Below are 23135 nucleotides of genomic sequence, written 5' to 3'. Positions count from 1 at the left end.
TGTCACTGTCTTCAGACAAGCGACCATTGGCCGATCCCTCGACTGCGAGCAAAGCAGGCTTTCGGGGGCGTGACTACCCATTCAGGTCGAGGTATCCATACGTCAGATGGAACAAGAGGCATTTGATTTCATCGTTGTAGGGGCGGGCTCCGCCGGCTGTGTCACGGCAGCCCGGCTGAGCGAGTCCGGCAGATATACTGTTCTCCTGCTGGAGGCCGGGCCGGAGGCACGCAGCCCCTGGATTCATCTGCCGCTCGGCGTTCCGAAAATGTTCTCGCACAAGACGATGAACTGGCGCTACGAAAGTGAGCCGGTGCCGGGATTGGCCAACCGTCGCATCTATCAGCCTCGCGGCAAGGTCATCGGCGGAACGGGATCGATCAACGGCATGGTCTACATGCGCGGCACCCCTTGCGACTACAATATCTGGTCGCAGATGGGCTGCACTGGCTGGGGTTGGGAATCGGTGCTCCCCTATTTCATGACGTCGGAGAACCAGGAGCGAGGCGCCGACACACTCCATGCGACCGGCGGTCCGCTGCACGTGACGGACTTCAAGGGAAAATGGCCCCTGCACCAGGCAATCATCGACGCGGCGACAGAGGCCGGCATTCCCCGCAATACCGATTTCAATGGTCCTTGCCAGGAGGGCACAGGCTACTATCAACGCACGGCCACCCGTCGCCGGCGTTGGAGTGCCGCCGACGCCTTTCTGCGTCCGGCGCGCAAGCGGCGTAATCTCAAGGTCGTGACGAATGCGCTGACGCGCCGCCTCCTGTGGCAGGGCAAACGCGCCTCCGGCATCGAATTCGAAGTAGAAGGCAAGCGGAGAAGCGCGACAGCCCGGCGCGAGATCATCCTCTGCGCCGGCGTTTTTGGCACTCCGCAGATCCTTCAACTTTCGGGTGTCGGCCCGGCACCACATCTGCGCGATCTGGGCATCGATGTGGTGCACGATGCACCCGGCGTCGGCATGAATCTGCAAGATCACTTCAACACCTATCTATCCTATCGATGCGGCCGGCCGATCACGGCGAATGACCTCGCCATCAGCCCGATGCGGCGCATCTTCGCCGGGGCACAATATGTGCTGTTTGGAACCGGATTGCTGACTGCGTCCGGTGTGGTGGCAGGCGCCTTTGTGAAGAGCGCGCCGCATCTCGACGATCCCGACATCCAGATCAACTTCCTCGGCTATAGTTCGGCGGGCCGAACGCCGGCAGGTGTCATCCCCCATCCGTTCTCAGCCTTCAGCCTCAGCCCAATTCTTCTGCAGCCCGAGGCACGCGGACGCGTGAGCCTGCGCTCTTCCGACCCCAAGGCTCCGCCCAGGATCGAACAGCCCTTCCTCGAAACCGAAAACGACAAGCGCGCAATTCTCAAGGGGATTGAGATCTGCCGACGGATCGCAGAGCAACCAGCATTGCGAAGTTTCATCCGGGAGGAAGTTCTGCCGGGGCCGTCCGTTCGCAGCGACGAGGCCCTGCTGGAGGACACACGCCAACGCGGTATCTCGACCTATCATCCGGTCGGCACTTGCCGCATGGGTGGCGATGATGCACCGCTCGATCCGAAACTGCGCCTGCGCGGCGTGGAAGGGCTTCGGGTTGTCGATGCCTCGGTCATGCCTCGGATCATTTCGGGCAATACCAATGCGCCAACGATGATGATCGCCGAGAAAGCATCCGCAATGATACTGGAGGACGCCCGATGACAAAGCAGAATGAACCAAGCGGCATTCTGGTTCCGGTCTCCCTCGACACCAAGTCGGAGGCCGTGGATTATCTGTGCAACGGATTGCGCCGTTTGGGCGCGGTGCCCGTGATTGCCGATTGCGGGGTACTCGGCACGCCGGGGACAGATGCCGACGTGACCCGCGAAGAGATCGCCGCCCTCGGCGGAACGACGATCGCCGAGCTTCAAAGCAAGGCGGATCGCGCGACAGCCATCCCGACGATGATCCGAGGGCTCCAGCAACTGACCAGCCGAATGCTGGCCGAAGGACGGATCGCGGGATGTATCGGACTGGGCGGCGGCACCAATGCCGCCTTTGCGTCCGCCGTCTTCGATATCCTGCCATTCGGTTACCCGAAAATGCTCGTTTCGACGATTGCATCCGGAAACACCGCAAGCTTCGTCAAGGGCAATGACGTTCTCCTCTATCATTCTGTAGTCGATGTCTTGGGCGTAAACTCGATCCTGCAGGTCATCCTGGACCGTGCTGCGGCCGCCATGGCAGCAATCGTCCGCGTGCCCCTTCCCCCCACCAGCAGCCGTACCACCACGACCATCGGCATGACTGTCTTCGGCTCGACCACCCTTGGCGCACAGGTTGCGGAAAGGCTGCTGATCGCGGCCGGCCGCGAGGTTCTGCCGTTCCATGCGCGTGGCGTCGGCGGCCAGGCCATGGAAGCGCTGGTCCGCGACGGACGCATCCAGGCGGTGCTCGACCTGACCACGACGGAGATTGCCGACGAACTCGTCGGCGGCATCCTGTCGGCGGGACCGCAGCGGCTGGAAGCAGCCGCCCTTGCCGATATCCCGCAGGTGATCCTGCCCGGCGCCATCGACATGGTAAATTTCGGCCCGGCCTCCTCGGTGCCTCCAAAATTCTCCGGACGCTGCTTCCTGGAGCATTCGCCCCATGCGACGCTGATGCGGACTTCGGTTGACGAAAATCGCGAGATTGCCCGTTTCATCGCCCGCAAGCTGAATGCTGCTGAAAGAAAGGTCGAGATCGTCATTCCGGCGCGGGGATTTTCGGCCTACGACCGCGAAGGGCAACCCTTCCACGACCCAGAAGCCGACGCCGCCTTCCGCGAGACCCTTGTGGAAGCGCTTCGGCCCGGTATTCCCGTTCACGTTCTCGATCATCACATCAACGATCCCGAATGCATCGCCTTTGCCGTCAAGCGGCTGGAGGCGTTGCTCGCATGAACCAACCCATCCCGTTTCAGGAGCAGGCCCAGTGACCTCCGACCTTTCCAGACAATATGATGCCGACCTGATCGTTGTCGGCGCGGGCGGCACAGGATTGATGGCCGCCATGACGGCTGCCGAAAGGGGCCTCAAAGTGCTTGTGCTCGAAAAAGGCGCCAGCATCGGTGGCACCACAGCCATGTCCTTTGGCGTCTTCGCCACCAGCGGCACACCGCTCCAGGCTGCCGAAGGAATAGCCGATAGCTCCGACGCGCATTTCGAAGACCTGAACAATTTCGCTGGCACGCTCATCGATCGAGACAACCTCGCGCTCCGGCGCGTTTTCGTCGACAAGGCCCCCCATGCGTTCCGCAAGCTGCTCGATCTCGGCGCGGTCTTCACCAAGCCGATCAGCGAACCCGGCCACCGCGTTGCGCGTCTTCACAAGATGCTGCCCCATTCCAAGGCGGTCACCGAACTGGCGACACGCCGATGCCGGAAGCTCGGTGTCCGGTTCCGCGTGGAGGCGGAAGTGTCGGAACTCATCGAGGCGGACGGGCGTGTTTCAGGTGTGCGCCTGCGCAATGGAACCAGCTTGCATGCACGGCGCGCCGTCCTGCTCGCCTCCGGCGATTTCAGCAACGCTCCGTTAACCTTCAAGAAGCAATTCCTCCCGGACGACCTCGCCCCGATTCCCGGCCTCAACAAGCTCAGCACTGGCGACGGTCAGCGGTTCGGCTTGGGTCTCGGCGGCGAGGTGCGGAATGGCGACCTCGTCTGGGGACCTGAAATCCGCTTCGTCGAGCGGCCACGTCCGACGTTGCTGTCAATGTTGCCATCAAGCCCCTTGCTCGCACGCGTCATCAAACTCGCAATCGACCATCTGCCCCTGGCAGTTCTCAGGCCATTCCTGATGTCGTTCGTAACTTCTTCGATGCGTCCCGCGCCGCAACTGTTCGAAAAAGGCGCAATCTTCGTCAATCGCAAGGGCGAGCGGTTCGCCAATGAACAGGACCGACCCGAAATCCACGCCGAACGTCAGCCTGGCGGTGAGGTTTTCGTGATGTTCGACAAGGATCTGGCCGACAAGCTGGGGGCCTGGCCGAACTACGTGTCGACGGCGCCTGTGATCGACTACGCTTATCTTCACGACTATCAGCGTCACCGCAAAGATCTGGTAAAGTCTGGCCCGACCATCGAGGCGGTCGCCAAGGCTGCAGGCCTCTCGGCAGAGGGACTGTCCAGGGCTGTGGAAAAGGCCAACGCAGCGGGCGAGAAGCACATTTCCCGTGGACCTTTCTACATTCTCGGGCCTGCCCGCGCCTGCATCTTCTTCGCGGAAGGGGGCCTTTCCGTCAACGGCCGCATGCAGGTCACCCGCAAGGACGGGACCATCATCGAAGGGCTCTACGCCGCCGGTTCGGCCGGCCAGGGAGGTCTGATCCTCAACGGCCACGGCCATCATGTCGCCTGGGCGTATACATCAGGAATGCATGCCGCCGAATGTATAGCAGCCGGGACCTGATGAGACCGACCGCACCCTTCAAATGCATCGCTCGCGTCCTCGTTGAGCGCCAGCGATGCCTCTCTTTCTGCATGGAAATTCAGCATCCTGATCCGCTTCCGAAGCGAAAATGGGACAGCACCCGCAAATTCAAAAGCCAATCGCGTCGAACTGTGCCGAAAAGAAGCGACATTCCTGCAGCGATACCTAATGCAAGCTTAACTCGAATCTAACGCCTTATCTTGCTTGAACTCAACCTAATGATGTGCCTACATTGCTCGGGTCCTTTCTATATCTCTTCAGAAGGAACGTGCATATGAAGATCGCTCGGCATCTTGCTCTATTGTTTTCATGCACTCTGGCGGTACCCGCTCAGGCCCAGGACTGGCCGGATCGCAGGCACCTCCCAATCGAACCCTATCAAAAACTGGGCAAACTCGATCCTTCGGTCGGAGCATCCGACTCCATCGAGTGGCCTACGGAAATTGCGGCACCGGATGGCGCTCCGAATATATTGCTCATCATGACGGATGACGTCGGCTTCGGCGCCAGCGAGGTATTCGGTGGACCTATTCCCACACCGACCTATGCCAAGCTTGCAAAAGAAGGCCTGAAGTTCAATCGCTTCCATACCACGGCTGTTTGCTCGCCCTCGCGCGCGGCACTGATCACCGGTCGCAACCATCATGTCGCGTCGACAGGCATCATCATGGAGTTTTCGACGCCGTTCCCGGGCTATCACAGCCTGGTTTCGCGTAGTGTCGGAACCATCGGTGAGATCCTGACGGACAATGGCTATGCCACCTCGTGGTATGGCAAGAACCACAATGTTCCCGACTGGCAGACGACGCCGGCCGGCCCGTTCCAGCTCTGGCCCACCGGGCTGGGTTTCGAGTATTTCTACGGATTTCTCGGCGGCGACGCTCACCAGTTCCGGCCGGCAATCTTCGAGAACACTGTTGCGGTCGATCCCTATCTCGGCCGCATGGACGACTATATCCTGGACAAGGATCTCGCCGATCATGCGATCAAGTGGATTCGTGACCAGAAGGCCGTGAACCCGAAGAAGCCGTTCCTTGCCTATTACACACCTGGTACCGCGCACGCACCGCACCATGCCCCCAAGGATTGGATCGCAAAATTCAAGGGCAAGTTCGACTACGGCTGGGACAAGCAGCGCGAAATGACCTTCGCAAAGCAGAAGGAAATCGGTGTCATTCCCCTGGACGCCGTGCTGAACCCGACGCCCGCGGAATATGGCAGGTGGGATGACCTGTCACCAGACATGAAACGCGTGGCCGCACGCGAGATGGAATGCTATGCCGCTGCCCTTGCCTACGCCGACAACCAGATCGGCCGGGTGATCGATGCCATCGATCAGATGGGTGAATTGGACAACACGCTCATCATCTACATCCAGGGCGACAACGGCTCCAGCTCGGAAGACACGACTGGCGTTGGCGTCACCAGCGAGGTCGTCACGCTTGGCAACAAGTTCCCCGACGAGCCGGAATTCATGATCAAGAACATCGATGAATTCGGCGGACCATGGTTCCAGAACCTCTACGCCCGTGGTTGGGCGCATGCCATGAACACACCCTTCCAATGGGACAAGAAAATTGCATCCCATCTTGGTGGCACGCGCACATCGATGGTCATGAGCTGGCCGGCACGCATCAAGAATCCCGGCCTGCGCAGCCAGTTCACACACCTCACCGATATCGTACCGACGATCCTCGAGGCCTCGGGCATCCCGGCGCCGGAAACGATCAATGGCTTCAAGCAGGTGCCGATGAATGGCACAAGCCTGATGTATCTGCTCGATGATGCGAACGCACCCGAACGGCACACGACGCAGTATTTCGAAATTATCGCCAACCAGGGCATTTATCACGAAGGCTGGCTGGCCAACACCACGCCGAAACGTTTGCCCTGGGTCGGTTTCGGGCCGTCCAATCCCGATCCCTTCAACGACTATGAATGGGAACTCTACGACCTCAGCAAGGACTTCTCCCAGTCGAAGAACGTGGCGAAGGAGAACCCGGAGAAACTCGAGGAATTGCGCAAGCTCTTCGTCAGCGAAGCATCGAGGAACCAGGTCTTTCCGCTGGACGACCGGTACATCGAGCGGGCTGCGCCCGAAAACCGCCCGCAGCATAATGTCGGACGTACGGAATACACCTATTTCGATGGAACTGTCCGCATCACCGAAGGCATGGCCCCCAACATGAAGAACCGCTCCTACTCGATCACTGCCGAGGTCGAGGTTCCCGAGGGAGGCGCCGAGGGCATCCTGCTGACGCAAGGGGGCTGGTTTGGCGGCAATGCGCTGATGCTGCTGGATGGCAAGCCAACCTTCGTCTACGCTCGCTCGCATTATCCCCAGCACAAGTATCGCGTCCAGGGACCCGACAAGCTCGGAGCGGGCAAACACACCGTCGCCGTGAATTTCGCCTATGAGGGCGGCAAGGAAGCCGGCAAGGGCGGCACGGCGACGCTCACGGTGGATGGCAAGGAAGTGGCCAAGGGACGCATCGAGGAAACCGTCCCGATCCGCATATCGATGGACGAGACACTTGATATTGGCGAAGATACGGGCACGCCTGTGGTTCGCGATTACGAGGTGCCTTTCCACTTCACCGGCGAAATCGACAAGGTCGTCGTCAATCTCAACTGAAGAACAAGCGGCGACCCCGGATGGGGTCGCCGCTTATCATCGCGAATTGCAAAACAGATTTTCCATGTCGCTGCGGTTATGCCTTTGAAAGACTCGAAACCTGTGCACGCCTAGATGCCGGATCCCGGACTTTGATGGTGCAGTCTTCTTCCACGTTCGACGCTTTTGACCTTGCCCCCGTTAAATTGGGCCATTTGGCACTGGAATTTTCCCGTTCTGCGTGGAAACTAACAGGCCTGGGAGCTATCCCAGTCTCAGGAGCTTGCCAGAAGCCCATAACCGGGACGTTTGTACAAGTCGCTTTCTGCCGCAACAATTTCAGGATCGTAGACCTGTGCGTCCCACGCCGACGGCTCCACTTCGGTAATGGAGACCGAGAGCGACGCCGCGCTTGAGCCGAATACCGCCATCGCCATTTCAACGACTTTTGCGGCAAATTCCTCTTTCTGCGCTTCAGTCCGTCCGGGAAACATCTTTACGGCGATACGGGGCATCTTCTTTTTTCCAGTTTTCGGTCGAGAGTGATTTGCCAGATTAATAGGACAGAAAGCCGCCGTCGAAAATCACGTCGCCCAGAATACCATCAAAACCGGGCAGCAAAGCGCCGGAAATGGACATTGTGGCTATCGCATAAATTTACGGAAGATGACCGCGACAATATATTGTTTGCTTACGGCCGACGTCCGTCATGATGCGGAGGAACTTGGCCGCGGTTAAAGTCTTTTACGGATCATGAGGAAGATCGTAAACAAGGCTGACCAGAAAGCCGATGATGTGCACCTGAGGGATGCGATCATCCATAGGCTCTATGTGCGGCTGAAGGCTGAGCGGCAAACTCGTGACGCCATCGCCGAAGCCGCCAAGCGCGGTGTCGATCCTGTTGTCATCGAGGCCATGGCCACGGATCCGGTGCCAGTAGATGACGAACTCGAACAGAGCGAAACGGTCAACATACTCCTTCGTCGTTTCCGAAACCTGGGCGCCGCGCTTCCCGCGCAAGCCGTCAACAACGGCAACTAGCTGATGGCCGGAAAACTCTCCACCTACCAAGGCAAACGCGATTTCACGAAGACCCACGAACCGTCAGGAAGGATAGAGGTCAAGCAGGCAAAACGCCTGCGCTTCGTGATCCAGAAACATGATGCGACGCGATTGCATTATGATCTCAGGCTTGAACTCGACGGTGTTTTCAAATCCTGGGCCGTCACACGCGGCCCGTCGCTCGACCCATCCGATAAGCGGTTGGCCGTCGAGGTCGAGGATCATCCGCTGGATTATGGCGATTTCGAAGGCACCATTCCCAAGGGCGAATATGGTGGCGGAACGGTCATGTTGTGGGATCGCGGCTACTGGGAGCCGGAAGGCGATCAGACCCCGGAGGAGGCGCTAAAGAAGGGTGATCTCAAATTTGTTCTCCATGGTGAGCGCCTGAAGGGCAGCTTCGTACTGGTTCGCATGAAGAAGGACCGCGACGGTGGCAAGCGCACCAATTGGCTGCTGATCAAGCATCGAGACGAGACAGCGGTCGAGAAGAATGGTGATGCCATCCTGAAGCGGGAGACGAATTCAATCGCCTCCGGCCGCGACATGCAGACGATCAGCTCCGGCAAGGGCCGCAGACCAAAGCCCTTTATGCTCAACAAGGCAGCCGTCGATGCCGATGCCGTCTGGGACAGCAGCGAGGGCCTCGCTGCAGAGATCCGCGGGGGCGCGGAAAAAAATGCACCCTCGAATGCGAAACGACCGATCGTCTCGATGCCAGCTTTCATACCGCCACAGCTCTGCAAAAGCCGGGAGCGACCGCCAGCCGGCGCTGGATGGCTGCACGAGATCAAGTTCGATGGCTATCGTATTCAGTTGCGGATTTCAGATGGGGAGATCGAACTGAAAACCCGCAAGGGGCTCGACTGGACGGAGCGGTTCGGCGAGATAGCCGAGGACGCCGCCGGCTTGCCTGATGCCCTTATCGATGGCGAGATCTGTGCGCTCGATAATCACGGCGCGCCTGACTTTGCTTCTCTGCAGGCAGCGCTTTCGGAAGGGAAGACCGAGGATCTGGTCTATTTCGCTTTCGATCTGTTGTTTCAGGATGGTGAAGACCTGCGCGATCTTCCATTGAGCGAGCGCAAGTCTCGCCTTCGGGATTTACTGGACAGTGTCGAGGCCAGTCCCCGAATTCGGCACGTCGATCATTTCGACACCGGGGGCGATGCCGTGCTTCGCTCTGCGTGCCGGTTATCGCTCGAAGGTATCGTTTCGAAGAAAGCGGATGAGCCATATCGTTCAGGCCGAACCGATACCTGGGTCAAATCCAAGTGCCGTGCGGGCCATGAAGTGGTGGTCGGAGGATACACGACCAAAGATGGGAAATTTCGCTCTCTGCTGGCAGGCGTTTATCGTGGCGCGCATTTCGTCTACGTTGGCCGCGTTGGAACAGGGTTCGGTTCCGGTCGTGCCGCGATGCTGATGGATGCGCTTGTACCGCTCAACACGTCACGTTCGCCATTCACCGGCATTGGCGCCCCGAAAAAAGCCGATGACATCCACTGGGTGAAGCCGGAGCTTGTGGCCGAGATCGAGTTTGCCGGCTGGACTGGAGACGGCCAAGTTCGACAGGCGGCGTTCAAAGGATTGCGCGAGGACAAGCCAGCCGAAGAGGTCACGACCGAAGAGCCTGCCCCAGCCGATCAGGCAACACCGGACAACAAACCTGGGCCGAAACAGCAAAACAGGCGTAGTGGTGCTAAGGCGGAGGTCATGGGCGTGTTGCTCTCCAGCCCGGACAAGCCGCTATGGCCTGACGAGGATCAGCCTGTCACCAAGGAAGATCTGGCCCACTACTACCAATCCGTCGGTGATTGGCTGATCGACCATGTTCGTGGCCGCCCCTGTTCGATAATACGAGCGCCCGATGGCATAGGGGGACAGCAGTTCTTCCAGCGCCATGCCATGCCGGGAACATCGAACCTGCTGGAACTCGTGAAGATCGCCGGCGAGGAGAAGCCATACCTGCAGGTCAACCGTGTCGAGGGGCTGGCTGCGTTGGCACAGGTGGCTGCGGTAGAACTGCATCCGTGGAATTGCCGGCCCGGCGATCCCGAAACACCGGGCCGCCTGGTTTTCGATCTGGATCCTGGCCCCGACGTAAGCTTTTCCCAGGTGGTAGAGACCGCCCGGGAATTGCGTGATCGGCTCGATGCGCTCGGCCTCGTCAGCTTTTGCAAGACGACGGGCGGCAAGGGCCTGCATGTCGTCACGCCGCTGAAAAGCGACAGCCGAAAATCGCCCGGCTGGGACGAGGCGAAGGATTTTGCCCATAGGCTCTGCGACTTGATGGCCGAGGAACAGCCCGATCTGTATGTGACAAAGATGGCGAAGAAGCTCCGGAAAGGCCGAATTTTCCTCGACTATCTGCGCAACGATCGTATGGCGACCGCTGTTGCCCCGCTTTCCCCGCGGGCGCGGCCCGGCGCCACGGTTTCGATGCCGCTGACCTGGAGCCAGGTCCGTTCGGATCTCGACCCCACCCGTTTCACCGTCCGCACGGTCCCGTCGCTGATTGCCAAAAGCGACGTGTGGAGGGATTATTGCGATGGTGAGCGCTCACTGGCGGAAGCTATCCGGCGGCTGAACAAGTCGGGTTGATATAGCCGCTTGCGTGACTACTTTTTATTCGATCGCCTGTTATCGGCTTCCACGGATTTGCGCAGCGCATCCATGATATTGATGACGTTGCTCGGCTTCTCAGCCTTTTCAGACTCAGCCTTCCTGGGAGCCTGAGGCTTCCGGCGCTTCTTCTTCGACTTGATGATCTCGAGCAGGTTGTTCTGCACGGGATCGGATACCATCTTCCCGTCCCAATGCCGGGTCTGCTTCTTGATGAGCTTACGGATCAGGGGCAACGTTTCCTTCGCCGGCTTTTCTTTATCCAGCCCCTTGAAATAATCACCGTCGTCGCGAACCTCGTCACCATAGCGCAGGGTCCAGAGTACAAGGCCCTTGCCGCGAGGCTCCAGCATGACCGCACGTTCCCGCCGTCCGAGAACCAGCCGTGAGATTCCCACCATTTTCTGTTTTTCCATCGCCGCCCGGATCACGGCGAAGGCCTCCTGGCTGACCTTGTCGTTCGGGGTCAGGTAATAGGGGGTGTCGAGCCAGATCCAGTCGATCTCGCCGCGTGGTGTGAAGGTGGAGATGTCGATCGTCCTCGTGCTTTCCAAGGCGACGTGCTCCAGATCCTCATCCTCCAGCATGACATAGTCATCTTCGCCGCGCTGGTATCCCTTCACCTCGTCGCGGTCGCGCACCAGCTTGCCGGTGACTGAATCCACATATTGACTGAGCACACGATTGCCGGTGTCCCGATTGAGCGTATGGAACTTGACCTTGTCACTGTCGGAAATTGCAGGCGTCATCTCGACAGAGCAGGTCACCAGCGAGAGCTTGAGATAGCCTTTCCAGTATGGACGTATTGCCATGACCGATCCTCACCCTTAACCGGCCTTGCGCCGAGTGGAAGCCGTGTCACCTGCCGACTTTCCAGCCGGTGCGGCCTTCTTCTTCGCAGAATTGGCATTGGCGGACTTATGTCGGGTCGTGGTCTTCTTTCCTCCCGCCGCACTGTCCCGCAACGCCTGCAGCAGATCGCTCGGTTTCGATGCCTTGGGCACCCTGGGCTTCTTGAAGGTCTTCCCTTCCAGCTTCGCCTTGACCAACTTGGCCAGCGCATCCTCGTATCGATCATCGAACCTGGAAGGATCGTAGCCCCCCTTCTTCGTTCCTATGATATGCGAAGCGAGCTCCAGCATCTCCATGTCGATCTTGATATCGGCAACATCATCGAAGGCCTCCTCGGCGGACCGGACCTCATAATCGTAATTCAATGTCGTGCCGATCAAGCCGTCACCATGGGGGCGGATCAACAATGTGCGCAGCCGGCGAAACAATACAGTGCTGGCTATTGCCGCAACGCCGGCTTCCTTCATTCCGTCTCGCAAGAGGGCAAAGGCTTCTACGCCCTGTTCCTGCGGCGCAAGGTAGTACGGCTTGTCGAAATAAACATCATCGATCTCCTCGCAGGGAATGAAGGCTTGGATCGCCAGTGTCTTGTCGCTATGGGGTATGGCGGCCGCGATTTCCTCCGGCTCCAGCACGACGTATCTGCCGTTACCTGTCTCATATCCCTTGACCTGCTCGTCGTGCTCGACTGTATCGCCAGTCTCGCTATCGACGAACTCGCGGCGCACGCGGTTTCCGGTCTTGCGGTTGAGGATGTTGAAGCTGATCCGGTCGGAAGATGACACCGCAGTAAAGATTGCGACGGGACAGGAAACCTCGCCGAACGTGATGTGGCCCTTCCAGTTCGCGCGCTGTGTAGCCATTTGCCATCCTCCTGCATAACCGTTGGCTTAAACGGAAGTTGCCGGCCGAATGTTCCAGATGATGGCCGTCTGACGTACCCGCTGGGACTGCCGCTAAAACAGCGCACCGAGGTCAAGCAATCTTTGACGGTGCTCGTCATCCGTCCGGCCATCAGCATGGACTCGAAACGCCTTTCCCTGCGACTTGAGTTCTTCCGCCACCTGCAGCGCCTCAGGGTAAGACAGCATCGGCTTCCCGGCTGAAGAAGCTCGAACGTCTGGCGAAGTTTACCCCTCCCCCGGCGTCTCCACCTTGGGCTTAAGGCCCCGAAACAGCTACAAGGAATTGCGTTCCACATAGGTCACCGGGGCAAAATGCGGTTCATATGCGCCCCGCTTGCCCATGCTGCCGCGGCGAAGTTCGTTGACGGCCCAAGCGCCCATCTCCCGGTGTGGCAACACTATCGTGCTAAGCTGCGGACGAAGATGGCGACAAATCTCGTCGTCGTCATAGCCGACAACGGAAATGTCGTCTCCGATGATCAGCCCGGCTTCTCGGATCGCTTCGAAGCAACCAGATGCCATCTTGTCGTTCTGGCAGAAGATCGCGTCGGGCCTAACGTCTCGCGCCAGCAGGCGCCTGGCGGCTTCGTATCCCGATGTGGGCGACCAGTTGCCTTCAAGCGTCAGGCTTGGGTCATGGACAACGCCCCCCTCCTCCAGCGCCAAACGATAGCCCCTCAGCCGGTCCAGACTGGCCTGCATGAAAGGTTCGCCGGTGATTGTGGCGATACGCTGCCGGCCGCGTGCGATCAATTCACGTGTCGCCCGTCGCCCGCCCTCGAAGTCATTCGGAACAACGGACGGGAAGTGATTATCATCCGTATAACAATTGAGCAGCACCACGGGGATGTTCAGTTCGTAGAGGATGGCGGGCAAAGAAACCTGCCGTGTAAAGATGGTCATGTAGATGAGACCGGAAACGCCGCTGCGGCCCATCATCCGAATGACGGAATCCTCCATGGAGCGAATCCCCATGGTTTGCGACGTCAAAATGACGATCCCCTCTTCCCAGGAGCCCTGTCGCGCGCCCTCCAAGGCATTCACCGTCTCCGGACTGGTGGACATTTGATCGACGACAAAGCCGAAGCTTTTGGGGCTGTCGATCGCCGGCCGCTCGATTGGCGAAGCCTCGCCATATTTCAATGCACGCGCGGCTTGGATGACCTTCTGACGCGTCTCTTCCGAGATTTTTACGCCCACCGCATTGTTGAGAACGAAGGAGACCGTGGCCTGGGAACAGCCAGCCGCACGCGCGACGTCGGTCATCGTCGCCTTGCGGTTCGATCGATTTGCCTCTCTCGCTCGCGCCATCCACTTTCCTTCAAAATTTCCTCCCTGTCGCCTTACATCATTTATAACCATAAGCATATTGACTAATAATTATTAGTAGACGTACGATGACAACGATCAAGGAGGAATGATCATGAACCAATCATCTCACGGGACGTTTGCCTACGATCTCGACAGCCATCTGGAAACCTTGCGCACCGACGGTATTGTCGGGTTGAAATCCGCTTTCACACCGGAATGGGCCGATGAAATGCGGGAAGACATGATGACCGCGTTCTGGTCGGCCATCCAGCGTCCTGGTGGCGCAGTCGGACGCGGGCCACGGCGCTGGTATGTGGAAATCCATCCGCAAAATTTCCGCGGCTTCACTGACCTGATCATGCATCCCTGGGTCATCGAGATCTGCGAACGCATGCTTGGTCCAGACTATCAGATTGTTGAGATTGGCCTCGATGTGCCGTTTCAGGGGGCGAAATATCAACCCTGGCATCGTGACTTCCCATCACCGGTCGATACCTACCGCGATCACAAGATTACCTCCTTAGCCTTCAATCTGACCGGCGTCGACGTGACCCCGGACATGGGGCCTTTTGAAGTGGCGCCCGGCACCCAGTGGGATGATGGTCGTGAATGGAAGCATGAAATGTTTCCTGACAAGGCCCAGTGGCCGCGTTTTCAGGAACGGGCAGCGCGAAAATACCCCAATCGGGGCGACATATCGTGCCGTTCAGCGCTGACAGTGCATCGCGGAACAGAGCACCTGTCGCCGATCGCCCGCCCCGTCATGGTACTCGGTGTCGATGCACCCGGCGCCGGCCACGCCGAACTGCACGACATGATGGTGACGCGCGACTGGCATGAAGCCCTGCCAGAAAAGGCCCGGAAGCACCTTATTTGCCGCGTGGTTGACGAACTCGTCCCGATCACCCAGAAACACGACATTGAAGGCCTCGTCATGGGCTCCGATCCAGCTTGAGGTAAAATCCCAAAGTTCGACGACATCGGTCGACGCTTACGCAGCATCATGATTGACATCTGGAGGTCGAGTCAGAAGCCGGAGCTGCCCGTCTATCCGGCTTTGTTGCGTCTGGCGCGCAAGGACGCAGTCCGGATGCGCTCGATGACATCCCGGATGTCATCGACACCGAACGGCTTTTTGAGAAATGCAGCTTCCGATCCACCTGCAAGATCGGGCACCCTATCCTGCCCCGTTGCAAAAATGATCGCGATCTGCGGCCAGATTTCGCGGACACGCTCACCGAGCATCAAGCGAATGACAGCCGGCGGGCGCTTCCTGACCAGGAGCCTGAAAGGAACCAGAACCGAAATGGCTCTTTCCATCCTCACATACAACATCATGAGAGCCGCCAACATCAAAACCGCCATCGCCTGAAACCAAAGAGGCCCCGGAAATACCGGAGCCTCCATCAGTTTCCACACAGCCTGCGATGGCCGGGCTTTTAGAATTCAGTGACGATGCTCCGGCATGTTTTTGAGCTGGTCCTTGGTCCAGGCCGTGACGGCGTGCACATCGCCGTCTTCGTCCCGCATGAAGTCGAGATCTGTAAGGGGAACGGCAACCGGCTTCGCGCCGATGCCGAGAAAACCACCGACATCGATAATCGCGGTGCTGCCCGTACCCATGCCGTGAACATGGTCGACAGTCCCGACCTTGTGATCGTCGGCGCCATAGACAGTTGCGCCTTCGAGAATAGCGGGCGTCAGTTCTGCGGTCGTCAGCCGTACGTGATTGGTGTGATCCATCTGCGATCCTCCTTTTTATAGGTTGGATTGAAGGAACTCCGCAGCGGGCACTCTGTTCCCGAATGAGTGAGCCTCGGTGTCTGCTCTACAACGGCAGCGAGCCTCTATTTCCACATCGATCGCATACGCGCCGCCACGTCGATCCGAATCTGATGGGTACTTCGTTCGGATACGGCCGCAGCGACTTTGGGCCAGCTCGCCGTCTCGAAAAATTGCAACAAAGTGACAGGGATGAATCGCGTCCGGGATGCGTAGACGTGGCGGTCTCCTTGCGCGTTCTGTCCATGGGTAAAGAATCTTTGCGGGGTCATCAGTGTCAGTTGGTCGCGTGCCCTTGTCATTCCGACGTAGAGCAATCGCCGCTCCTCCTCGAGTTCGGCGGTGGAGCCGACACCGAGATCGGAAGGGATGCATCCATCAACCACGTTCAGCATGAAGACAGAGCGCCATTCCTGCCCCTTTGCCGAATGGATGGTCGAGAGAATGAGATAGTCCTCGTCAAGCAAAGGTATTCCCGCCTGATCGCTCGTGGCGTCAGGCGGATCGAGGGTGAGCTCGGTTAAAAACCGCTCACGGTTCGCGTAACCGGCTGCAATCTGTTCGAGGTGGAGAAGATCGGCCTTGCGCGTTTCCGGATCTTCATGAATACGATCGAGATAAGGCTCATACCATATCCGCGCCGCTGCGATGTCGCCGGGCCATTCGCCACCTTTCCGCAATCCGGCAAGCAGGCTGACAAGACCCATCCATTGCTCGCCCGTCTTGGCTGGCGGCGGAATTTCCTGCAGGGACAGCAAAGGTTCAGGATCATTCGCTATGGCATCGAGGATCTTGCCCGCCGTCTGCGGCCCGACCCCGGGCAACATTTGCAGCAGACGGAATCCGGCGACCCGATCGCGGGGATTCTGGGCGAACCGCAGAACGGCAAGCAGGTCCTTCACATGGGCACTATCCAGAAACTTCAATCCGCCGAATTTAACGAAGGGGATATTGTGCCGTGTCAATTCCACTTCCAGCGTTCCGCTGTGATTGGAAGATCGGAACAGCACGGCCTGGTTCTTCAAAGTGATCCCGACTTCGCGGTTGGCGAGAACCTGCTCCACGATATAGGCGGCTTGATCCTTCTCGTCTTTCACCGTGACGAGGAGCGGCCGCTGCTCTGATTTTCGCTCGGTCCATAAGTTTTTGGTAAAGCGCTCCCGGGCAAGATCGATGACGCCATTCGCGGCGGCAAGAATCGGCTGGGTCGAGCGGTAGTTCTGGTCCAGCGTGATGATGTCTGCCAGCTTTGGAGAGAATTGCTTCGGAAAATCCAGAATATTGCGAACTGTCGCAGCCCGGAACGAGTAGATCGACTGAGCATCGTCGCCAACTACAGTGAGGCCACGTCCCTCTGGTTTCAATGCCGACAATATCGACGCCTGAAGGTGGTTTGTATCCTGGTACTCGTCGACCAGAATGTGGTCGAAGCGACTGCCGATCTCATGGGCAAACTCCGGTACGGAGACCATCTGCGACCAGTAAAGCAGAAGATCGTCGTAATCGAGAACGCTCTGCGCCTGTTTGGCTTCGACATAGCTGGCAAAAAGGCTTTTGAGCTGTTCCTCCCACCCCGCGACCCAGGGGAAAGCGGTCTTCAGGGCGTCATGGATGGAGCATTCTGCATTGACCGCGCGGGAGTAGATAGCAAGGCAGGTGCCTTTTGTCGGAAAGCGGCTATCGGTCTTGGATAGGCCAAGCTCGTGCCGCACCAGATTCATCAAGTCGGCGCTGTCTTCACGATCGTGGATCGTAAAGTCCGTGTTCAAGCCGATCTGCTCGGAATACATGCGAAGCAGACGCGCCCCGATCCCATGAAACGTCCCCAACCAGGACAGGGCGTCCGTCATGACGGCCGAGCTTTCGCCCATAACCTTCCTGCAGATGCGCTGGACCCGACGTGCCATCTCTGTCGATGCCCTTCGCGAGAAGGTCATCAGCAAAATCCGCCTGGGGTCGGCGCCATTGACGATCAAATGCGCCACCCGATGCGCAAGCGTATTCGTCTTGCCTGACCCGGCGCCGGCAATAATGAGCAACGGCCCGCCAATAATTCCACCGGCAAGACCAACCCCATGTTCGACCGCTTCTCGCTGTCGTTCATTGAGTTTCTCCAGATAGGCTATCGTCATGGGAACTTATGCTCGTGCGAAAACCGTGGCCTGGCACGGCAGGTGTCATTGGATCGAGAAGAGAATCGGAACAAAAATCGAACATATCACGGCTTGCAAGGGTGAAAAGGCCTAAGCTGATTTTTTCCAGGCAGGCTTGGAAGAGTGTTCCGGTTCGAACATGCGCATCATGACATCGGACCGGCGGACGAGATGCTGAAAGAGTGCGCCGGCGATATGCGCGGCGATGAGAAACAGCAGTAGTTTTTCCAGCAAGCCATGGATCTCCGCAGCCGGCCGGACACCCATGAACCACGCAACCGCCCCCGAAGCCGGGAGGGCCAGGAGGAGCAGATAGATCATGCCGTGGACACCTTCCGATATAAGCTTGAAAAATCGCGGCTCATTCTGTGGCGGTGCGGGTGCGCCGCGCGTTATTCGCAAATAAAGACGGCACAAAGCGAGACCGAGTATGAGCAGGCCTGCGGTCACATGCATGTAAGCGAGAACTGCATTTCCCCGAGGCGGTAATTCGTCATTGACGTACGATGTCCAGGAAACCTCGATGGCGTTGTGCGCCAGGAACTGGAATGTGACGAGCACGACGACAGCCCAATGGAGAGCGATCTGGGTGGCTGAATAACCGGTCACTTTCTCCGCCATGATCACGTCTTCCATTTTTCGGGATCGCGTTGAGATGATAACGCCGCGTCTAAGACACGGTTCCCAAACCCGCCGTCCGGCAACATTCGTGATGTTTACACTAGAGGTCACCACTCGCTGCGCTAGATAAGCCCTCTGACAAAGCAGAGGCGCATCACCTCATTTGAAAGAAGCGGAGAGAGCCATTATTGGCACGCGGGAGGCTCCGGCCAAGCACCGGTCGAAAACAGGATTGGAAAGGCTACAAGCCTTTTCGCTATTGCTTGCTCTCTGTCCGGCATTGGCGTCTTGCAGTGGCAGTCAGTCGGCTCTCGACCCCGCCGGTGAAGAAGCGTCACAGGTCGCCATCCTGTTCTGGGTGATGGTGGCGGGCGGGTCGATGGCCTGGGCCATCGTTGTCGCACTGTCACTCTATGCTGCACGCTGGAAGCGTAAAACCATATCGGAACAGGCGGCCGGTCGGGTTATCCTCTGGGGCGGGGCGATATTTCCCGCCGTCGTTCTCACCGCGCTTTTGGCCTACGCACTTTGGCTGATGCCGTCGTTGAGGCCGTTTACCCGGCAGGAGAACCCGGACCTGCGCATCGAGGTGGTCGGGCATCAATTCTGGTGGCATGTGGTCTATCACCGCGCGGACGGCACCCAGGTCATATCCGCAAACGAAGTCAGGATTCCCGTTGGCAAACGGGTGGAGTTTGCGCTTGCCAGCGCAGACATGATTCATTCCTTCTGGATACCGGCTCTTGGTGGAAAGATGGATCTTGTTCCCGGGCGGGTGAACCGTCTGTCTCTGCTTGCCACGCGTCCGGGCATCTACCGCGGTCAATGCGCCGAATTTTGCGGCACGTCGCATGCGCTGATGGCGTTCCCGGCTCTGGCGATGGAGGTCGCCGAATTCGAAGCATGGCTCGACCAGCGCCTATTGGCTTCAGCGGGAATATCCGCAGCCGAAGCCGGCCGAAAAGCGTTCTTGCGCGAGGGCTGTGGCGACTGTCACCGGGTCGATGGCACCGAGGCGCGTGGCGCTTCCGGACCGGATCTTTCCCATATCGGCTCACGACTGACAATCGGCGCCGGTCAACTGAAGAATGAGGACGGAAATCTGGCCCGCTTCATAAGCTATTCCAGTTCGGTCAAGCCCGGGAGCCATATGCCGGCCTATCCAAAACTTTCCAGGGATGATCTCTCCAGTATCGCTGCCTGGCTGGGAGGGCTGAAATGAGTTCCGCGCCAACACCTCCATCCGACAAGGCGGCCGAAGAAGCGCAGCTTCGAGCGGTCTGGGAAAATCCGAGCGGTTGGCGTTACTGGACGTCCGTCAACAACACGCAGGTCGGCTTGTGGTACGGTTCGACTGCCTTCGCCTTCATGCTGTTTGCCGGTCTTCTCGGGCTTCTGGTGCGCGCGCAACTCGCCGTTCCTGAAAACGACCTGCTGTCCGCCGAATTCTACAACCAGGTCTACACCTTGCATGGCACGGTGATGATGTTCTTGTTCGCCGTGCCGATCTTCGAGGCCGTGGCAATTTTTCTCCTGCCCTCCATGCTTGGCGCAAGGGAGTTGCCGTTTCCAAGGCTTGGCGCTTTCGGTTTCTGGAGCTTTCTGATCGGCGGCGTCTTCGTCTGCGGTTCGATCTTCTTCAATGCCGCCCCCAATGCGGGCTGGTTCATGTATCCGCCGCTGGCAACCAGTGAACAGGCCGGTATCGGCGCCGACATCTGGCTGCTCGGCCTGTCGTTTATCGAGGTCGCCTCGCTTGCTGCAGCAGTCGAACTGATCGTCGGCATCATGAAATGCCGTGCCCCGGGAATGCGCATCAACCTGATGCCGCTGTTTGCCTGGTATCTTCTGATCGTCGCGGGCATGATCCTCTTTGCCTTTCCGCCGTTGATCGCCGGCGACCTGCTGTTCGAAATGCAACGCATGTTCGATTGGCCTTTCTTCGATCCTCAGCGGGGCGGCGATCCACTGCTCTGGCAGCATCTCTTCTGGATTTTCGGCCACCCGGAAGTCTACATCATCTTCCTGCCGGCCATTGCGCTGCTGGCGATGATCATCCCGACATTTGCGGGCCGGCCCATCGTCGGTTACTCCTGGATCGTGCTTGCCGCCGTCGGCACCGGTTTCCTGTCTTTCGGGCTCTGGGTCCACCATATGTTCGCGACCGGCCTGCCGCAGATTTCGCTGGCGTTTTTCTCCGCCGCTTCCGAGGCGGTCGCGATCCCGACCGGGGTGCAGATTTTTGTCTTCATCGCCACCCTGCTGGCGGGCCGGGTGGTGTTTTCGACACCCATGCTCTTTGCCATGGGTGGCATCGCCATCTTTGTCATGGGGGGTCTGACGGGGGTCATGGTGGCGCTCGTGCCGTTCGATTGGCAGGCGCATGACACCTATTTCGTCGTTGCGCATCTGCACTACGTGCTGATCGGCGGCATGCTGTTCCCGGTCTTTGCCGGCCTCTATTATTATTACCCATTGATCGACGGAAAGCATATGTCGGATCGTGTCGGCCGGTTCGCCTTCTGGATGATGTTTTGCGGCTTCAACATCACCTTCTTTCCGATGCATCTCTCCGGGCTGCGCGGCATGCCACGCCGCGTCTTCACCTATCCTGCAGATATGGGATGGGACTGGCTGAACCTGATCTCGACGATGGGCGCCGTCATTCTCGGCATTGGAATGTTTGCGGTGGTGGTGGATGTCACGCTGCACCGGCGCCGGCAGCCGCGGGGTGAAGTCAATCCCTGGAACGCCGGGACACTGGAGTGGATCAGCGAACCCGAGGAAAATTGGGGCGTGCGGTCGATCCCAAGGATCGAGAGCCGCTACCCGCTTTGGGATCAAAGGGAACTCGCCGGCGAGGTCAAGCGCGGGGAGTGGTATCTGGCCGATGCGAAGGAAGGACGGCGCGAGACACTTGTAACGTCGGTGCTCGACGCCGAGCCGGAGCAGGTGTTGCGCGTCGGTGGCACGTCATACGTGACGCTTGTCAGTGCCGTGACGCTTGGCACGGTGTTCGTCGCGCTCACATTCAAATGGTGGACCATCTCGCTCGTCTCCGGCATTGCCTTCCTGGCGGCGGTGATCTGGTGGCTGTGGACGGGCACCGGGCACATTCCCGAAAAGCAGGAGAAGGATGTCGGACGCGGGCTGAGCCTGCCGCTTTATGCATCCGGCGTAAAATCCGTTGGCTGGTGGGCAATGTTCATCACCATGGTGGGCGATGGCACGGCCTTTGCCAGCCTGGTTTTCGGTTATTTCTTCTTCTGGACGATCCACCAGGATTTTACCGGCGGGCTTGCCGGACCCGGCGTCTTCTGGCCGATGACGGCCCTTGCGCTGTTTGTTGCGGCATGGGCGGCCACCGTTGCGGCGCGCGAGACCAATCGCCGCGGTGCCGTCGTCATCGCGCAAATATCTTGCCTGGCGGGAGCGGCGCTTTCCATCGGTGGCTGTCTCGCGGCTCTTGCCGGTCCGTGGTTCACCGGCATGGACCCGACCGACCATGTCTATCCGGCAATCGTCTGGATCCTGGTGATCTGGGCTGCGGTCCACGGCGCGGTTGGCGTGATCATGCAACTCTATTGTTTTGCGCGCAGCCTGGCCGGCCGCATGACACCGCGCCACGACATGGAGATCTGCAACGTCGCGCTCTACTGGCACTTCATGCTCGTGACGGCGTTTGTCACCTTTGTCGTTGTCGGGCTGTTTCCGGAGGCACTCTGATGTGGCATCTGCTTCCGCGTCAGGTCGAGTCGCTCTGGACGCTGTTCACCGCTCCGGTGGTCTGGGCGCTGCATTTCTTGCTGTGTTACGTCGGCGCAGCCATATTTTGCGAAAAACCCCATCTTCTCGGATCGGATTTCGGCAATCTTCGGATCGCTATCGGGTTGCTCACGGTTCTGGCGCTTTCCACGATCGTTCTGGCCGCAGTGCTGGCCTGGCGGCAATGGGGATTCGGTACCGGAGATCCGCCGCATGACGATCCCACCCGCAAAGATCGCTTGCTGTTCCAGGGATATGCCACGCTTCTGCTGTCAGGCCTCAGCTTTATCGCGGTGATCTTCACCGCCATGCCGACAGTTTTCATCATGGAGTGCATCCGGTGAGGTGGTTGGCACTCTGCACCGGTCTGCTTGTGCTCGCGATGATCTGGCTCGGGCCATTGCTGGGAAGCTGGCGCGCCGCGTTTTCTGCCCACATGCTGGCACATATGGGCGTCATCGCCATCGCCGCACCACTGATCGCGCTCGGATTGCCGACACGATGGAGACCGCGTGGTTCGATGCCATCGGTATTGCCGCTTATCGCCTCGATGGTCGAGCTGATCGCCGTATGGGGCTGGCATGCGCCGGCCGTCCGCGCTGCTGCCGAGGCATCGGTTTTAGTCACCATTGCGGAGCAGGGTATTTTCCTGGCAGCCGGCATCCTGCTCTGGTGGAGTTGCCTTGCTGGCGGAAAGGAACGCCTCAACGCCGGCATTGGTGTAGGCGCGCTTCTCCTGACATCCATCCACATGACATTGCTTGGGGCGCTGTTGGCGCTTAGCCCACGTCCACTCTACGGCACAGACGAGGTCACCTGTTTCGGGCTTACCCTCGACGCAGGGTCGGATCAGCAACTGGGTGGTGTCTTCATGTTGCTGATCGGCGCTGCAGTGTATCTGGTGGGTGGGGTTGGGCTCGCCGGACGTTTGGTTGCGAGCGCGAACACAGCCATACAAGACAAGTAGCTCGGGCCTCAAC

Annotated in this window: 19 protein-coding genes; 11 read left to right on the top strand and 8 right to left on the bottom strand. The window is 58.9% G+C overall.

Going from position 1 to position 23135, the window contains the following annotated elements; genetic code table 11:
• Nucleotides 1-106 precede the first annotated feature (106 nt).
• The 4 genes from ACSQ3I_RS20305 (at nt 107) to ACSQ3I_RS20290 (ending at nt 7100) form a co-directional block, all read left to right on the top strand.
• Nucleotides 107-1714: a GMC family oxidoreductase gene (locus ACSQ3I_RS20305; protein WP_436001807.1), complete on the top strand. Its 1608-nt coding sequence runs from the start codon at nt 107-109 to the stop codon at nt 1712-1714.
• Nucleotides 1711-2937 carry a Tm-1-like ATP-binding domain-containing protein gene (locus ACSQ3I_RS20300; protein ID WP_436001806.1) on the top strand — a complete coding sequence of 409 codons (1227 nt, stop codon included), beginning with the start codon at nt 1711-1713 and terminating at the stop codon, nt 2935-2937. Before ACSQ3I_RS20305 ends, ACSQ3I_RS20300 begins: the two co-directional genes overlap by 4 nt.
• A complete protein-coding gene (locus ACSQ3I_RS20295; RefSeq protein WP_436001805.1) occupies nt 2828-4444 on the top strand; it encodes an FAD-dependent oxidoreductase in 1617 nt (538 codons plus the stop codon). The genes ACSQ3I_RS20300 and ACSQ3I_RS20295 overlap by 110 nt, the downstream gene beginning before the upstream one ends.
• A gap of 295 nt (nt 4445-4739) precedes the next feature.
• Complete coding sequence (locus ACSQ3I_RS20290) at nt 4740-7100, top strand: arylsulfatase (RefSeq protein WP_436001804.1); 2361 nt, start codon at nt 4740-4742, stop codon at nt 7098-7100.
• Between the two features lie 254 nt (nt 7101-7354).
• Here ACSQ3I_RS20290 and ACSQ3I_RS20285 read toward each other — a convergent pair whose 3' ends face one another.
• Complete coding sequence (locus ACSQ3I_RS20285; RefSeq protein WP_436001803.1) at nt 7355-7594, bottom strand: tautomerase family protein; 240 nt, start codon at nt 7592-7594, stop codon at nt 7355-7357.
• A gap of 238 nt (nt 7595-7832) precedes the next feature.
• Here ACSQ3I_RS20285 and ACSQ3I_RS20280 point away from each other — a divergent pair, with 238 nt between their 5' ends.
• Nucleotides 7833-8120, top strand: coding sequence for a hypothetical protein (locus tag ACSQ3I_RS20280; RefSeq protein WP_436001802.1), 288 nt, complete (start codon nt 7833-7835; stop codon nt 8118-8120).
• A gap of 3 nt (nt 8121-8123) precedes the next feature.
• A complete protein-coding gene (gene ligD, locus ACSQ3I_RS20275; protein WP_436001801.1) occupies nt 8124-10745 on the top strand; it encodes a DNA ligase D in 2622 nt (873 codons plus the stop codon).
• Between the two features lie 17 nt (nt 10746-10762).
• Here ligD and ACSQ3I_RS20270 read toward each other — a convergent pair whose 3' ends face one another.
• The 3 genes from ACSQ3I_RS20270 to ACSQ3I_RS20260 all read right to left on the bottom strand — a co-directional run bounded on the left by ACSQ3I_RS20270 (nt 10763) and on the right by ACSQ3I_RS20260 (nt 13834).
• Nucleotides 10763-11578 carry a Ku protein gene (locus tag ACSQ3I_RS20270; protein WP_436001800.1) on the bottom strand — a complete coding sequence of 272 codons (816 nt, stop codon included), beginning with the start codon at nt 11576-11578 and terminating at the stop codon, nt 10763-10765.
• A 15-nt stretch (nt 11579-11593) separates the two neighbouring features.
• A complete protein-coding gene (locus tag ACSQ3I_RS20265) occupies nt 11594-12481 on the bottom strand; it encodes a Ku protein (protein ID WP_436001799.1) in 888 nt (295 codons plus the stop codon).
• Between the two features lie 315 nt (nt 12482-12796).
• Nucleotides 12797-13834, bottom strand: coding sequence for a LacI family DNA-binding transcriptional regulator (locus ACSQ3I_RS20260; RefSeq protein ID WP_436001798.1), 1038 nt, complete (start codon nt 13832-13834; stop codon nt 12797-12799).
• A gap of 112 nt (nt 13835-13946) precedes the next feature.
• Between ACSQ3I_RS20260 and ACSQ3I_RS20255 the strand changes: the two genes are divergently transcribed.
• Complete coding sequence (locus ACSQ3I_RS20255) at nt 13947-14789, top strand: phytanoyl-CoA dioxygenase family protein (protein ID WP_436001797.1); 843 nt, start codon at nt 13947-13949, stop codon at nt 14787-14789.
• Nucleotides 14790-14881: 92 nt separating this feature from the next.
• Here the strand turns inward: ACSQ3I_RS20255 and ACSQ3I_RS20250 are convergent, their stop codons facing one another.
• The 4 genes from ACSQ3I_RS20250 to ACSQ3I_RS20235 form a co-directional block, all read right to left on the bottom strand.
• On the bottom strand, nt 14882-15241 hold the full coding sequence (locus tag ACSQ3I_RS20250) for a hypothetical protein (RefSeq protein ID WP_436001796.1): 360 nt from the start codon (nt 15239-15241) through the stop codon (nt 14882-14884).
• A gap of 39 nt (nt 15242-15280) precedes the next feature.
• Nucleotides 15281-15577, bottom strand: a complete 297-nt coding sequence (locus ACSQ3I_RS20245; RefSeq protein WP_436001795.1) for a PRC-barrel domain-containing protein — start codon at nt 15575-15577, stop codon at nt 15281-15283.
• 104 nt (nt 15578-15681) lie between these two features.
• A complete protein-coding gene (locus ACSQ3I_RS20240) occupies nt 15682-17748 on the bottom strand; it encodes an ATP-dependent helicase (RefSeq protein ID WP_436001794.1) in 2067 nt (688 codons plus the stop codon).
• A gap of 111 nt (nt 17749-17859) precedes the next feature.
• The gene (locus tag ACSQ3I_RS20235; RefSeq protein WP_436001793.1) at nt 17860-18405 is read right to left on the bottom strand and encodes a cytochrome b; all 546 of its coding nucleotides are present in this window, start codon (nt 18403-18405) and stop codon (nt 17860-17862) included.
• Between the two features lie 148 nt (nt 18406-18553).
• Between ACSQ3I_RS20235 and coxB the strand changes: the two genes are divergently transcribed.
• The 4 genes from coxB to ACSQ3I_RS20215 are packed head-to-tail and all read left to right on the top strand — an operon-like array spanning nt 18554 to nt 23122.
• The gene (gene coxB / locus ACSQ3I_RS20230; protein WP_436001792.1) at nt 18554-19612 is read left to right on the top strand and encodes a cytochrome c oxidase subunit II; all 1059 of its coding nucleotides are present in this window, start codon (nt 18554-18556) and stop codon (nt 19610-19612) included.
• Nucleotides 19609-22116, top strand: coding sequence for a cytochrome c oxidase subunit I (gene ctaD, locus ACSQ3I_RS20225; protein WP_436001791.1), 2508 nt, complete (start codon nt 19609-19611; stop codon nt 22114-22116). Before coxB ends, ctaD begins: the two co-directional genes overlap by 4 nt.
• Nucleotides 22116-22499 carry a hypothetical protein gene (locus ACSQ3I_RS20220; protein ID WP_436001790.1) on the top strand — a complete coding sequence of 128 codons (384 nt, stop codon included), beginning with the start codon at nt 22116-22118 and terminating at the stop codon, nt 22497-22499. The genes ctaD and ACSQ3I_RS20220 overlap by 1 nt, the downstream gene beginning before the upstream one ends.
• A complete protein-coding gene (locus ACSQ3I_RS20215) occupies nt 22496-23122 on the top strand; it encodes a cytochrome c oxidase assembly protein (RefSeq protein WP_436001789.1) in 627 nt (208 codons plus the stop codon). The genes ACSQ3I_RS20220 and ACSQ3I_RS20215 overlap by 4 nt, the downstream gene beginning before the upstream one ends.
• Nucleotides 23123-23135: the final 13 nt, after the last annotated feature.

It is taken from the genome of Rhizobium sp. LjRoot30 (assembly GCF_964253915.1).
Taxonomy (GTDB): domain Bacteria; phylum Pseudomonadota; class Alphaproteobacteria; order Rhizobiales; family Rhizobiaceae; genus Metarhizobium.
This window is presented reverse-complemented; position numbering and strand designations above follow the sequence as displayed.

Bases quoted from the DNA above. Each gene is read 5' to 3' on its own strand.
- ACSQ3I_RS20305 (WP_436001807.1), top strand. From the start codon at position 107: ATGGAACAAGAGGCATTTGATTTCATCGTTGTAGGGGCGGGCTCCGCC.
- ACSQ3I_RS20240 (WP_436001794.1), bottom strand. From the start codon at position 17,748: ATGACGATAGCCTATCTGGAGAAACTCAATGAACGACAGCGAGAAGCG.
- ACSQ3I_RS20260 (WP_436001798.1), bottom strand. From the start codon at position 13,834: ATGGCGCGAGCGAGAGAGGCAAATCGATCGAACCGCAAGGCGACGATG.
- ctaD (WP_436001791.1), top strand. From the start codon at position 19,609: ATGAGTTCCGCGCCAACACCTCCATCCGACAAGGCGGCCGAAGAAGCG.
- ACSQ3I_RS20285 (WP_436001803.1), bottom strand. From the start codon at position 7,594: ATGCCCCGTATCGCCGTAAAGATGTTTCCCGGACGGACTGAAGCGCAG.
- ACSQ3I_RS20265 (WP_436001799.1), bottom strand. From the start codon at position 12,481: ATGGCTACACAGCGCGCGAACTGGAAGGGCCACATCACGTTCGGCGAG.
- ACSQ3I_RS20255 (WP_436001797.1), top strand. From the start codon at position 13,947: ATGAACCAATCATCTCACGGGACGTTTGCCTACGATCTCGACAGCCAT.
- ligD (WP_436001801.1), top strand. From the start codon at position 8,124: ATGGCCGGAAAACTCTCCACCTACCAAGGCAAACGCGATTTCACGAAG.
- ACSQ3I_RS20220 (WP_436001790.1), top strand. From the start codon at position 22,116: ATGTGGCATCTGCTTCCGCGTCAGGTCGAGTCGCTCTGGACGCTGTTC.
- ACSQ3I_RS20280 (WP_436001802.1), top strand. From the start codon at position 7,833: ATGAGGAAGATCGTAAACAAGGCTGACCAGAAAGCCGATGATGTGCAC.
- ACSQ3I_RS20235 (WP_436001793.1), bottom strand. From the start codon at position 18,405: ATGGAAGACGTGATCATGGCGGAGAAAGTGACCGGTTATTCAGCCACC.
- ACSQ3I_RS20270 (WP_436001800.1), bottom strand. From the start codon at position 11,578: ATGGCAATACGTCCATACTGGAAAGGCTATCTCAAGCTCTCGCTGGTG.
- ACSQ3I_RS20300 (WP_436001806.1), top strand. From the start codon at position 1,711: ATGACAAAGCAGAATGAACCAAGCGGCATTCTGGTTCCGGTCTCCCTC.
- ACSQ3I_RS20245 (WP_436001795.1), bottom strand. From the start codon at position 15,577: ATGGATCACACCAATCACGTACGGCTGACGACCGCAGAACTGACGCCC.
- ACSQ3I_RS20250 (WP_436001796.1), bottom strand. From the start codon at position 15,241: ATGGAGGCTCCGGTATTTCCGGGGCCTCTTTGGTTTCAGGCGATGGCG.
- ACSQ3I_RS20290 (WP_436001804.1), top strand. From the start codon at position 4,740: ATGAAGATCGCTCGGCATCTTGCTCTATTGTTTTCATGCACTCTGGCG.